This window comes from Pigmentiphaga kullae, from assembly GCF_004216695.1.
Taxonomy (GTDB): Bacteria; Pseudomonadota; Gammaproteobacteria; order Burkholderiales; family Burkholderiaceae_B; genus Pigmentiphaga; species Pigmentiphaga kullae.
The window spans coordinates 253,780-266,842 of record NZ_SGXC01000004.1; the positions used below are offsets into that span (position 1 = coordinate 253,780).

Consider the following 13,063-nt stretch of genomic DNA (forward strand, 5'->3'; position numbering starts at 1 on the left):
TTCGGTTATTCGCTCGCGTAGGGCGAGGCGAAGGGAGGGACCGGCATGGGGACCGGGCCCGTTTGCGGCTCGAGAGCATAGCGTACGTAGACGCCCCCTTTGTATTGCCGATAGTCGCGCGCGTTGTCGATGCTGAAATTGCCGCCCAGGAACCACTTGGGCGCGAGCTGGTATTCGGCGGCCAGCGCGAGGCCGTAGCCGATGCCGGTCTTGCTCTGGCCCGCGTAGCTGGCACGGGTGCCATAGGCCGCGGCGATGGCTTCGGCCTGGGCCTGGCGGGCCGGATCCGAGAAGTAGTTCACGGCGTCCTGCTTGATGTGCTGAACGCCGATCGCGCCCTTGATCTGGTAGCTGAAGCGGCCCTGGCGCTGCGCCCATGCCAGCGGCACGCTCAGCGCGACGAAGCGCTGCGGGCTGAAATAGCCGCCATTGCCCACCGTGTAGTAGCCCTGGTTCTTGTCGTAGCCGAAAACGGTGAGGTCCAGGCCCGAGGTAAGGGTGCGGTTGGGTTCGCGGATGAGCTGCGTGTAGAAACCCGCGCCGCCCGACAGCCGGCTGTTCGACTGCACGTTGTGGCCGTTCAGGCTGTGCCAGCCCAGGCTGCCGTAGAAGCCGTAGCCATCGTAGTTCAGGCCGCCGCGCAGGCGTCCGCCCGTGGCCGTCACGCCGCCCCAGCTTTCGCCGGTCCGGCTGTCACGCGTGCCCGCGTAGGAGAGCACAGTGTCCGTAACCGCGCGGCGCGAGGCTTCCACGCCATAGGACAGGCGCGGACCGTCCTCGTTGGCGACCTCGCCGTCGAAGCGGGCGCCGCCCACGATGTTCTGGTAGCGGAAACCGAAGGGCGTGACGCCCAGGTCCAGCTTCAGCCCCGACAACTGGTAACCCACCGCGACGCCCACGCCGCTGGCGTTCTGCGAGCCGGGCGCGCCGACGGCACCCTGTTGCTGGGCATTCGCGGCGGCGGGGCCGCCGCCGAACTGGCTGCTGGACGCGAAATCGCCGCCGACCGAGCCGGCGCGCAGGGTGACCGGGGTGGCCTGGACATAGGCGCGGCCGTCGCCGACGGGGAAGTCCACCGTGACCGGCGTCTCCACGTCCAGCATGCGGCCCATGCCGCCGGCGCCGTTGTGCTGGCGCATGGTCGTGCCGACGGTGATGGTCGCGCTGCGGGCCTGCTGGATCGCATCCAGTTCCTCTTCCAGCGTCTTGGGCGCAGCAGGCGCGGCCGAGGCCCTGGCCAGGTTGGCCTGCGAGCCGCCGGACCGGCGGAAGGGGGACGGCGGCAGGGTGGGGGCGGGTTCGAGGCCGATCACCGGGTCGGGAATGGCGCCGGGGGAAGGCGGCGGGACGGTACCCGGCGGCGGCGCCGATACCGTGGCGACGAACGGTGCCTGCACGGTCGCGGATTCCAGGTCCGCGCGGACCGAGGAGACGACCGGCGCGGGCTCCGCGCTGGACGAGGCGCGCGCCGCCGGCACGGGCGCGGCCAGCGCCGCGGGCACAGGCGCGGCCGCGGCGCGTCCGTCCCCGCGTGCGGCCGCGGCGTAGGCGGCGGGCGCCGTGACCTGGGTACCGAAGACGGGGCCGCCGTAGGAGACGGTCGTCGTGTCCGCCGGTGCCGCGCCCGCCACCCGCTGGGCCGGCGGATTGCTGCGGACCTGGCCGGGGAGGCTGGCGAAAGGATTGTCGTCGTTGACCCGGGGGGCCGGCGCCGCCGCGGTCGCCTGCGGGGCTGCCGGAACCTTGGCCGCGGCCTGCGCGGCCAGGGCCGCCTTCAGGTATTCCGCGGCCTTGCCGCTCTTGCCCATGCTGTTGTAGACCCGGCCCACCGAGGCCAGCACCGTCGGGTTGTTGGGTTGCAGGCTGACGGCCTTGGCCAGCGCGGCCTCGGCGTAGTCGGTATTCCTGGCCTGCGCCGCGGCCTGGGCGGCGGCGGTCAGCAGTTCGGCATTGTCCGGATCCTTCTCCAGCAGTTGCCGGTGCAGGGCCAGCGCCTTGGCGCCGTCGCCGGCCGCCGAGTACATGCGCGCCAGCGCCCCCACGACCAGGGGGTCGTTGGGATACTTCGCCAGCATCGGCGCCAGCACGTCGTAGGCATCCGCGATGCGGCCGCGCTGGCGCAGCGCTTCGGCCTGGCGCACGGTATAGAGCTTGCGCAGGTCGTCGAAGCTGCGGGTCTGCCGGTCGTTCAGCGTCTGCGTCTGCAATTGCCGCAGGATGCCCGCGGCCTCGGCGTCCTGGTCGGTCTTGAGCAGCACGACCGTGTATTGCAGCAGCAGGTCGTTGTCGGGGGTGGACGTGCGGGCCATTGCCTGGCGCAGCATGCTCAAGGCATGCATGTTGTCGCCGGCGTCGATGTAGGCCGACGCGAGCGAGCCGACCAGTCCCGGACTCTGCGCCACCTCGGGTTCCAGTTGCGCGAGGATGGCCTTGGCCTGGTCCGGTTTGCCGGCCCGCGCGAGCGTGACCGCCTGCGATACCTGGTACTGGGTCCAGGCGAGTTTCTGCAGGTCGATGACTTCCTTGGTCCGGTTGCGTGCCGGGATCTTGTCCAGCGTCTTGAGCGCCGCGTCCCAGTCCTGGACTTCGGCGGACAACAGGGCGCTGGCCTGTAGCGCGCCGGGGTCGTCGGGGTTGGTCAGCAGCAGGCCGTCGACCACGCCCCGCGCTTCGGCGATGCTGCCCGTCTTCAGGTACAGGCGCGCCAGGTCCAGGCGCAGCCAGGCGTCGTCGGGATTGGCGCGCAGGCCGTCTTCCAGCAGCCGTCGCGCGGCGGTGTAGTCGCCCCGTTCGCTCGCCTTGCGGGCATCGTTGCGTGCCTGGGTGGCGCGCAACTGGCCGACGCCGCCCAGCTTCTGCTGGTCGGCCGGGCTCAGTTGCGAGACCAGCCGCAGCGCTTCCTCCATGCGGTCGGTCTGCGCCAGTACGTTCACCAGGCCCTGCAGCGCGGCAAGGTTGTCCTTGTCGCGCGCCAGCACGCCGCGGAAGATCTTCTCGGCTTGCGTGTATTGGCCGCGCTCGGCCAGTACGCCGCCCAGCGCGACCTCGGCCGTCCGGTCGTTCTGCGAAAGCTTGACGGCCTGTTCCAGCTGCTGCTGCGCTTTCTCCAGTTCGCCGGCCTGGCGTGCGCGTTCGGCGCTGGCGTTGAGCGACCAGTACCGGGCCACGCCCAGCACCTGTTGCCAGCCGCCGCGCGCGCGAGGCTGCCGCGTGGCGCGCGTGAGGAATTCCACGGCTTCGTCGGGACGCTCCTGCTTGAGGCGCAGGACGCCCATGCCACCCAGCGCGTCGGCGTGGTTGGGATTGGCCTGGAGCAGGGCGGTGAGGTCCGCCTCGGCGCTGTCGAGGTTGCCGCCTTCCAGTTCCTTGAATGCGCGGCTCAGCTGCGCGTCCTGCGGCGAGGGAGTGGCGGCGCGGGCCGCGGCGCCTCCTCCGGCCTTGCGTGTGCGGCTGTATTGCTGGCGGATCTCGGTGTCGTCCGGATGGGCCTTCAAGTAGGCTTCGAACAGGGGGGCGTCGGCGGGGCGGGGATCGCCGTACCAGGTCAACGCCGCCCGCCAGCTTTCATCGGCCTCGCCGCCGACGTCCTGGCGGGACGACAGCCTGGCCAGGCGGCGGATGCCCTCGGCCCGGGTGCTTTCCTTGCGGGTCAGCAGTTTGGCCAGTGCGAGCGAGACCTGGACGTTGTCGGGGCTTTCGCGTTGTAGCCGTTCCAGGCCCTGGCGCGCCTCGTCCCAGCCGTCGTTGGTGTAGCCGAGGTAGCTGTAGTATTCCAGCGCGATGCGGCCTTGCGGGGCCTTGCCGCCGAACACGGACCGGTACTGCACCACGGCCTTGTCGATCTCCCCCGAACTGGCCAGCAGCCGGGCCTGTTCGAGCGTTTTCGGATTGTCGCCGGCGCGCAGGGTGATCTCCTGCTCCAGCCGCACCGCATCGACTTCAGCCGTCCCCAGCGCGCGCAGCTGCGCCAGGTACTCCCGTGCGCGCGCGGGCCGGTTGGCCTTCAGTTCGAGCAGGCCCAGGTTGTACAGCGCCTCGGCGTTCTTGGGGTCTGCCTGCAGCAGGCGCCCCCAGGCTTCGGCGGCGCGCGCGTCATTGTTGCGGGCCTGCCAGTAGCGGCCCTGTTCGAGCAGCGACGTGGTCGTGGCCGAAGGCGTCTGCGCGGGGGCTGCCGGCGGGGTCTGCGCGTTCAGGCTGGGGGAAATGGCCAGGGCGGCCAGCAGGCCGGCCGTCAGAAAACCACCTCCAGCGCGGCCCGGGCTTGGGGCGGCCCGGCGCCGGGGCGCTAGCGAGCGACGGTGGGCGGACATGTTTTCTCCCAGGATAGTTGCACTTGTCCAGTGCTTAGGAATCGATAGCGTTCTTCGGCCCAGCCCAATCCAAACAGGCTGAGCACGACGTCGTAGTAGGGGGGCTGGCGGCCGGGCCCTGCCGTGCGCAGGCTTTCGTCCAGCAGGGCCTGGGCGCGGCGCCGCTGCAGGTCGGCCAGCCAGGGCTGTTTCTTGGCCGTGAAGTAGGGCACCAGCGCCGACGAAAAGCCGAACGGTCCGGTGCCTTCGGTCTGGCCCGTCATGGCGCGCACGCGCTCGGGTGGCGTGCCGGCGCTCGCGGTCGCGGCGGCCATGCCGCGCAGGGCTTGCAGCATGGGGGCGGCCAGCGGATCGCTGGTGGGGGCCATTCCGGCCCACAGGTAGGTACGGATGGCGTCGTAGCTGCCCAGGTCGCCCTTGATGGGGTCGACCACGAACAGGCCGCTGGCGGGCGAGGCGCCGCGATAGGCGACCCAGTCGGCCACGTAGCCCTTGGGGCTGACGGCGGCCAGCAAGGCCGCGGTGTTGTCGGCGATCCGGGCCCAGGGACCCGACGGCGAAACCATGGCCAGCCGGCGCAGCAGCGGCAGCGGCAGGTAGCTGGGGTTGATCTGCCAGAGCGAGTCCGGCCGCGCGAAGCTGCGGCGGCCGGGCAGCAGCATAGGGCCGAGGCCCGGCAGTTCGACGGTTTCCTCGGCCTCGATGCGGGCCAGCAGGGCGCGCGCGTCGCGCAGGTAGTCGTCGCGGCGCCATCTCTCGCCGGCCTCGAACAGCGCATACGCGAACCACAGGTCGGCGTCCGAGGCGGAGTTGTCGTCCAGCACGCCCCAGGTGCCGTCTTCGCGCTTGCCCCAGTACCACGCGGGCAGCCGGGCGCCGATGTCGCCGCCGGCCAGGTTGTCGACGGCCCAGCGCCACATCCTGTCGAAGGCGGCCGGATCGTTGGCGACCAAGGCGAAGAACATGCCGTAGGACTGCCCTTCGGACGAGGAGTGCAGGCGTGGCGTGCTGGCGTCCAGCACCCGGCCGTCGGGCTGGATGAAGTGCGTCCCGAATGCCTGCCATAGCGGCCACGCGGGCGTGCACGCGTCCGGGCCGGCGGCCGCGCGGACTGCCGCCGGCCCGGCCAGCGCGAACGATAGCGCCGACGCCATGGCGGCCAGGCGCCATGGCAGCCGCCCGATGGCTGGGTGCGTCTTCATCTGGCCACCGGCGTCGCTCAGGCGTTCAGGCGGCGGGCCGCCCGGGCGCGAAGCGCGATGTAGACCAGGAGGCCCAGCAGCGCGATGCCGAACACGGCAAGCAGCAGCAGGATCCAGGGCTGGCGGGCGGCGTACCACTGGATGCTCTTGAAGAAGCCCAGCGATCCCACGTAGTAGGTCGGGCCCGAGACCAGCGAGTCGACCTGCTTGCCGCGCACGACGGACACGCTGCCCTGGATGAACTCGGTCCGGTCCTCGCCGATCAGCGCATCCACGGCTTCGGCCAGGCCTTCGGGGCGGGTGGCCGAGATCGCGACCACGCTGCGGCCGCTGCGCAGCGGCGATTCGAAGCCCGCGAATACCACGCTGGCGCCGTCGGTCGTGAAGGACAGCGAATTGCGGGCCTTGCCCGTGTCCTCGCGCGGATTGGGAACGACCCAGTTCCAGGCCTGGTAGACCCAGTCCGACAGGCTGAAGCGGCGGCCGCCCTCGGCCAGGGAGACGGGCAGCTGGCTGCTCCATTGCTTGAGCAGGGGCTGGTTGTCGCCCGATGCGATCACCAGCAGGTCCTTGTCGGCCAGGCCCGAGACCTGATCGGCGCGCGCGACCGTGACGTTCAGCGCGGGATAGCCGGTCGATTCCGACAGGCGGCCCAGCACGCCCAGGTAGGCGCTGTACTCGGCGGTGCCGGCACTGTCCGGAAGAATGATCGCGGTCTGCGACAGGTCCGCCATCCGGGTGAACGGGAAGCCGCTGTTGTGGAACACGGCCAGGTCGGGCAGGGCGATGTAGTGCTTGAAGCCGGAGATGTCGATGGTCGAATCCGGTTCGATCGCGCCGCGGACGTTGTCGATGATCACGTCACGGCACTGGCCTTCCTTGATGTAGTCGTACTGGTAGCGGAACTGCAGCCGCGAGCGCGGCGGCATCAGCTGCAGCGGCAGCTCCATCTGCGCCCGCACGGGAATGCTGCTGTCCGTCTGGAGCTTGGCCAGCAGGCCCTCGCCGCCGTTCAGGCGTTCGATCGACGGCAGCGGGAAGGACTTCACCAGTTGGTCGTTCACGCCCAGGGTCATGGTCGAGCTGGTCGACAGCTGCTGGGGCGTGTAGCGATACCGCAGGTCCAGCGGGATGCCGCTCTCGCGCCAGCCGAACAGGTCGGGCGGCAGGCGCAGGTCGACCGGAATGGTGGGAGGCGCGAAGCCCGAGACGTTCAGGCTGGTGGGCGGCACCAGTTCGCCGAACTTGACCGGCCGATCGCTGCGCAGCCAGTTGGGCGCGTCATAGGGCTTGCGCGGTTCGAGTTCCGCCAGCTGCGTGATGACCGCGCGCTGGCCGGTCAGCGCCTTGCTGCCCGTGACCACGGCCTGGGCGGCGCGCTTGAGCTCCTTGGCATCGCGGCCGCCCAGCACCAGCAGCTTGCCGTACATGTCGTTGGGGTTGGGGACCAGGGTGACACTCGGCCCGCTGGGGGCGGGCAGGTCGAGCCCGCTCGAGCGCAGCTCGCCCGTGGTCAGCAGGATGGCGTTGCCCTTGGTGGGCAACTGGTTGACGGCGGTCGGGAAGCGCGCACCGCGGTAGCTCGCCAGCGCTCCGAACCAAGACGACAGGATGCCGGCCGCCTCGAGGGTCGTGTTGTCCGGCGCGGCGGCGAACACGAAGGGCAGCGTCAGCGGCCGGCTGTCGCGCCGGTCGAAGAAGGGCAGGGGCAGGATGGACAGGTCGTTGGCCAGCACCAGCGGCGTGACCGTGAGCTCCAGCGTGCTGCGGTTGCTGACGTTGGCCCACAGGCTGGAGTGCAGGGGATCCTCGCACTCCATCGTGTAGTGGCCGATGAGCTGCACGTTCAGGTTGTTGAACTGCGTGATGAGCTGCGAAGGCAGGTCGACCAGCGTTTCCCTGGGCTCGCCCGCGCTTTCCTTGGGTACCGGCACCGAGGCCGCGACTTCGCCATTGACCAGCACGTTGATGTGCGACAGGTCGGCCAGCAGCGCGGGCGAATAGGTGTAGCGCAGGCGCAGCCGCGCCGAGGACACCACCTCGTCGGCGCGGATGTCGAAGGGCAGGCTGAAGCTGCCTTCCACGCCGCGGATCACCATGGGCGCGCCCGCGCCGAGCTGCTTGAGTGTGACGCCATAGGTGCGGCCGCCCGACACCAACTGCTCGGGCTTGACGGGGGCCTCGCCGCCGGCCGGGGCCGGAGCCGGCTGGGTGGCGGCCTGCAGCGGCAGCGAGTTCAGCAGCAGCGCCGCGGCCAGCATCGCCGCGAGCGGCCTGGCGGACAACGCGTGGGCGCGCTTGCGAGGAAGATTTCTGGTTGTTGTCATCGATTCTTCATCCTGGTTTGGATAGGACGGGCTTGCAGCCGGGCGCGCACGGCCTGGCCTCCGTGTAGGGCGAGTTGCTTCATGCCGAGCACACCGATGCGCACGACCTCGCGCAGGCCGACCAGCGGCGCGTCAGGCGTGTTCTGGCCCCAGTTCTCGGCCCAGGTGTCGGCGCGCGCGAAGGTCATCTCGGCCATTTCCACCTGCTGTTGCAGCGTCAGCGATTCGAAGCGCAGGCCCAGGTGGCGGTCGGTCGAGAACACGATGGTGGCGGGAAAGACCCGCTGCTCGGTGCCGCGGAACAGGGCCACGTGCAGTTCCTGCCCGATCTCCAGCCGTTCCAGTTCGGGCGGCAGCTGGATGCCCAGGCCGGTCGCGGAATAGTCGGTGGTGCTGCACGCCACGGTCTTGCCGTTCGGCAGGCGCAGCATGGCCGGGATCTGCGCGGCGACGCGGGGCTGCGAGCGGAACTGCCGCTCCTCGCGGGCGACGGCGATGCTCGCGCTGGTGATGATGATGTTGTAGAGGGTCCAGACCAGGTTGATCGCCAGGGTGAACAGGCCGCCCGAGTCATAGTCGACGACGGCCAGCGAGATCAGGCCGGCGATCAGGCCGGCGATGTTCAGGGTCAGCAGCACGAGGTAGGGCTTGGCCATGTCCCAGTCGAACCACGCCTGGCCCTGGGCGCCGCCCTTGGCGGTGACGTTGAACTTGCCGAGCTTGGGGTTGATCAGGGCCAGCAGCGCCGGCCGCATGATGTACCAGGCCAGCACCGATTCGTAGACCTCGTTCCAGAACGAGTGGCGGAAGCGCCCCTGCATCCGCGAACTGGTCAGATTGGCGTGGATCAGGTGGGGGAAGGCATACAGCGTGATCATCAGCGCCGATGCCTGGAACACGTGCGCGCCGAAGAACAGGAAGGCCAGCGGCGCGGTCAGGAACACCAGGCGCGGCAGGCCGTAGAAGAAGTGCAGCATGGCATTCAGGTAGCACATGCGCTGGCTCAGGCTCAGGCCCTTGCCGAACAGCGGGTTGTCGACGCGGAAGATCTGCGCCATGCCGCGCGCCCAGCGCACGCGCTGGCCGATGTGGCGGGACAGGTTTTCCGTCGCCAGGCCGGCCGCCTGCGGGACGGCCAGGTAGGCCGTGTTGTAGCCCGCGCGGTTCAGCTTGAGGGCGGTGTGGGCGTCCTCGGTCACCGTCTCGGTGGCGATGCCGCCCACTTCCTCGAGCTGGCTGCGGCGCAGGACCGCGCACGAACCGCAGAAGAACGCCGCGTTCCAGAGGTCGTTGCCGTCCTGGACCAGACCGTAGAACAGCTCGCCCTCGTTGGGCACCGCGCGGAAGGTATGCAGGTTCTTCTCGAACGGATCGGCCGAGAAGAAATAGTGGGGCGTCTGCAGCATCGCCAGCTTCGGATCCTTCAGGAACCAGCCTATGCAGATCTGCAGGAAGGAGCGGGTGGGGATGTGGTCGCAGTCGAACACGGCCACGTACTCGCTGCTGGTCAGTTCCAGCGCCGCGTTCAGGTTGCCGGCCTTGGCCGATTCGTTGTTGCTGCGCGCGATGTAGCCCACGCCCAGTTCGGAGCAGAAGTCCTGGAATTCCTTGCGGCGGCCGTCGTCCAGCACGAAGATGTGCAGGCGGTCGGCCGGCCAGTCCAGCGAGACGGCGGTCAGCACCGACTGCTTCACCACGTCCAGCGGCTCGTTGTAGGTCGGGATCAGGATATCCACCGACGGCCAGGTCGCCGGATCGGCGGGCATCGCGGCCGGCAGCCGGCGCAGCGGCCAGATGGTTTGCAGATAGCCCAGCAGCAGTACCGACAGGGCATAGATCTCGGCCAGCAGCAGGCCGTAGCCGAAGGCGATGTCCAGCCAGCTCTGGAAATCCAGCGTCGAGGTCAGCCGCCAGTACATGTAGCGCAGCGACATCGTTGCCGACAGGAGCACCATCAACACCGTCGGCAGGCGCCCCGCGACGTTGCGCAAGACCAGCGCGGCCACCAGGGCCGCCAGGGACAGCAGCAGTTGCGGCAGCGCTTCCAGGGGGGCGGTGATGACGACGGCAAGGCTGAAGCAGGCCAGGGCGGCCAGCACGATCCGCACGAGCCGGTGGCTCCACAGCGGCAGGGCGGCCACGCGGTCGGCGCGCGCGTCGGCGGGCGCCTGGTGGGAAGTGGGGACGGCTGGCGGCAGCGGACTCACGCCGGTCTCCTTCGGGGCTGGCTCGGCTTCATGGATCAGTTCCTGAGCAGGCGCTGGAACAGTGCGGGCATCGCCTGGGGATCCGGCCGGCCATCGTCGGCGTAGCCGCGCAGGCGGGCCAAGATCTCCGCGATCGGCTGGTCCGGGGTCGGGGCCGGCGCAGGCGAGGATGGCGCCGCGGCGTGCGCCGGGGCGGCCTGGCCGGCGTCCGGGATCGCGGCCGTCTCCGGCGCCACGGGCGCTTCATCGGTAGCTTGGAAGCGGGTGGGCGGGACGTACACGGTGGGCGGCTCCGCCGCAGGTTCGCCTGCCACGCTGCCGATGGCCGGAACCGCGCGGCGCTGGGCCAGGGCGGGCCAGCGGCTTACGGCGGGCAGGGCCGGCGGCGTGACGGGCTGGGGCGTATTCCCCGCTTCGGGATGATTGGTCGTATCCATGGCCACCTCAGGCCGCGACGGGCGATCCCAGGCGCAAGCCTATGCCGCCGATGCCGTCGAAGTCGGAAACCTGGGAAACGCGCAGCCTGTCGCCGGCGCCCAGTTGCTCGAACCACTGCTGGTAGACGCCCTCCAGGAACGAGGGCGTCCAGGCCAGGGCTTCACGCCCCAGGGCGGCCTCGAGAGGGGCGCAGTAGTGCTGCAGGCGCAAGTGATCGGTCTGGTCCGTGATCTCGACCCAGCCCCAGTCCAGGCGCGTCCAGATCTGGCTCATGGCCAGCTGGATGTCGTCCAGCGTCGTGCAGGCCGGCACGGGCAGCTCGCGCCCGAAGCGGCCGCCCACGCGGCGCATGAAGGTGCGCAATTCGGCGGCCGAGAATTTCTCGGCCAGTTCCTGCGAGGTCGCTAGCAGGAATACCTTCCATTGCGCCGCGACCTGGCGGCTGGAAAGATAGCTGATGACGGAAGAAGTAGCGTCCATGGGAAGTCCTTGTCGTGGATGATCGTTTCGTCCGCACGTGCCAATGCACGACGCTTCCGGACGCGAGCGCGAACGGAATGCGAAGAAATGCGGATATGGGTAACGGCGCCTCCTGCGGGGCGGGACAAGGGCCTCAGTGGGCCGGGGGGATTCGCTTCATGGGGTCTGCGCCCATTCTGGCAAGGCGGAGCTACGTGTTTCCGGCACGTATTCTTGAAGCATGACCTTGCGTCTTGAGTAGTCTGCCCCAGGGTAATCAGGGGAGACAGTCGGAATTTAGCCTAGATGCATGACCCACGCAATGTTTTGTTGCGTTCGTTTCATCCTTGTTTATGTTGTTCATCCGCATCATATCGGCATCATATAGAACCCCGGCCCGATGGCGGGACAGCGGCCGGGCTGCCGTCAGTCCGGATGAGGGCTCGGGCGAAGACGGCTGAATCGCTGTTCGGTGACTTTCGCCCCCCATTGTTCGCCTTCCGATTCCTGCACCAGGCGAAAGCCGAACGATTCATACAAGTGGCGCGCCGCGTCCAGGCCCTTGAACGTCCAAAGGCAGGTCTCCTGGAAACGGTCGTCCACGAACCGCATCGCGCGAGACATCAGCTCCCGTCCGACGCCGGTGCCGCGCAGCGCGTCATCGACGATGAACCACCGCAGATGGGCGATGCCCGAAGCGGGATTGCCGTCTATGGCCAGGGAGGCCAGGGTGCGGCCGTCTTCCACATGGAGCCACAGGGCCTTGCCGTCGCCGGGCAGCGCCTGCGCAAAAGCGGCCAGTTCCGTGGCCACCTTCTTCTCGAAGAAGACGCCGAAGCCCCAGTGCTCGGAATAGAAGCGCGCATGAAGGCTCGCGACATCGCCGATGCAGCCGGGCCGATAACCTTCGTGGATGCCGCTGGAGGCGCTGCTGGCCGGCGTGCCGGCGCTCTGGGCCAGGGCGTCCGCATACTGGGCCAGCGCGCGGACCAGGGCCTGCTGGTCGGCGGGAACGATGCGCCGCAGCGCATCCGACACCTGGGCCGTGGCGAACCGGTCGATCTTCCTGCGCAGCGCCTGGCCGGCGGGGGTCAGGTGCAGCGCCGCCGAACGTCCGTCGTCTTCGGCGGCCTGGCGCCTGATCAGGCCGTCCGCCTCGAGCCGGGCCAGTTGGCGGCTCGTGTTCGACTTGTCCAGTTTCAGCAGATGGCCGAGATCCTTCGCATGGATCCCGGGCGCGGCGCCGATCTCGAGAACGGCATGGACCGCCGAGGGCGCCAGATCCGTATCCGCCAGCGTGGCGCGCATGAAGCCGAGTTCGCGGACCAGCTTGCGGGAGAACTCGCGGAGTTCCTGGATGATCGGGTCCGCGGGGAGGGGGGGCGCCGCCATGGGTTCCATGGTTTCTTGCTCATGAGTTGCGTATCGCAACAATATAGTTGCGGTGCGCAACCCGGTCAAGAGCCCAGGGCGAAAGTCAATTCGAATTGAACTTGCCTTCGAGGATGTATTTGCGTTTCGGGACCTTCTCGCGCGCCTGGTTGTTGGATCCCGAAACGAAGATGACGTTGATGGAATCGACGGGCTCCAGGTGGATCGGATACACCTCGCCGACTTCGCTGCTGTCGATGGCTTCGACGATGACGGCCTGGGCGAGGCCGGAATAGCCCCCGCTCCGTTGCATGACCAGCTTGTAGCTGAGTCGATTCCGGTCCTCGTCGAAGCCCGAGGATAGCCAGAGCGGCTCCGGGATCTGGTAGTTCCGGTGGGTGATCAGCTCGATGATCGTGCTTGGGGTGCAATCGTTGACGGCCACCGGTTCGCCCTTGAACCGGGCCGTGTCGATGCGCACCGTGAACTTGCGGTTGCCCCCGTCGTCGCGATTGACGAACGAGCAATACGTCGCGCCGGACGCGGCGCCGCAAAACAGCGTGGCCGCCCCGAACAGGGCGAGCCGGGCCAGGCGGCGATGGAAGATTCTGCTGTCCGAGTCCATGGCGGAGCGGTCCTTGCCGAGTGTGTACGCACGCCCATGGTATGAACCGCTATCCGGCGAGTCATCCTCCAAATGCGGTAGCACCCGCCGAAACGAAAAAACCCGCGAGCGCGGACGCTCGCGG

The 13,063-nt window shown here is 69.0% G+C and carries 8 protein-coding genes; all 8 read right to left on the reverse strand.

All coding sequences use genetic code 11. The features are described 5' to 3' along the window. Nucleotides 1-5: 5 nt before the first annotated feature. The 8 genes from EV675_RS29275 to EV675_RS29310 all read right to left on the reverse strand — a co-directional run bounded on the left by EV675_RS29275 (nucleotide 6) and on the right by EV675_RS29310 (nucleotide 12,939). Nucleotides 6-4,310 (reverse strand): cellulose biosynthesis protein BcsC, encoded by a 4,305-nt coding sequence (locus tag EV675_RS29275; protein WP_130362187.1) that lies wholly within the window; start codon nucleotides 4,308-4,310, stop codon nucleotides 6-8. Continuing rightward, nucleotides 4,286-5,512, reverse strand: a complete 1,227-nt coding sequence (bcsZ, locus tag EV675_RS29280) for a cellulose synthase complex periplasmic endoglucanase BcsZ (RefSeq protein WP_130362188.1) — start codon at nucleotides 5,510-5,512, stop codon at nucleotides 4,286-4,288. The genes EV675_RS29275 and bcsZ overlap by 25 nt, the downstream gene beginning before the upstream one ends. A 17-nt stretch (nucleotides 5,513-5,529) precedes the next feature. Beyond that, nucleotides 5,530-7,839: a cellulose biosynthesis cyclic di-GMP-binding regulatory protein BcsB gene (gene bcsB / locus EV675_RS29285; RefSeq protein ID WP_130362189.1), complete on the reverse strand. Its 2,310-nt coding sequence runs from the start codon at nucleotides 7,837-7,839 to the stop codon at nucleotides 5,530-5,532. Continuing rightward, entirely contained in the window at nucleotides 7,836-10,046 is a 2,211-nt protein-coding gene (gene bcsA / locus EV675_RS29290) for a UDP-forming cellulose synthase catalytic subunit (protein WP_130362190.1), read from the reverse strand. The genes bcsB and bcsA overlap by 4 nt, the downstream gene beginning before the upstream one ends. A 35-nt stretch (nucleotides 10,047-10,081) precedes the next feature. Next, a complete protein-coding gene (locus EV675_RS29295) occupies nucleotides 10,082-10,483 on the reverse strand; it encodes a hypothetical protein (protein ID WP_130362191.1) in 402 nt (133 codons plus the stop codon). 7 nt (nucleotides 10,484-10,490) lie between these two features. After that, nucleotides 10,491-10,964, reverse strand: coding sequence for a cellulose biosynthesis protein BcsD (bcsD, locus tag EV675_RS29300; protein ID WP_130362192.1), 474 nt, complete (start codon nucleotides 10,962-10,964; stop codon nucleotides 10,491-10,493). A 405-nt stretch (nucleotides 10,965-11,369) separates the two neighbouring features. Then, nucleotides 11,370-12,344: a bifunctional helix-turn-helix transcriptional regulator/GNAT family N-acetyltransferase gene (locus tag EV675_RS29305; RefSeq protein WP_130362193.1), complete on the reverse strand. Its 975-nt coding sequence runs from the start codon at nucleotides 12,342-12,344 to the stop codon at nucleotides 11,370-11,372. Nucleotides 12,345-12,420: 76 nt separating this feature from the next. After that, entirely contained in the window at nucleotides 12,421-12,939 is a 519-nt protein-coding gene (locus tag EV675_RS29310; RefSeq protein ID WP_130362194.1) for a hypothetical protein, read from the reverse strand. Nucleotides 12,940-13,063 lie beyond the last annotated feature (124 nt).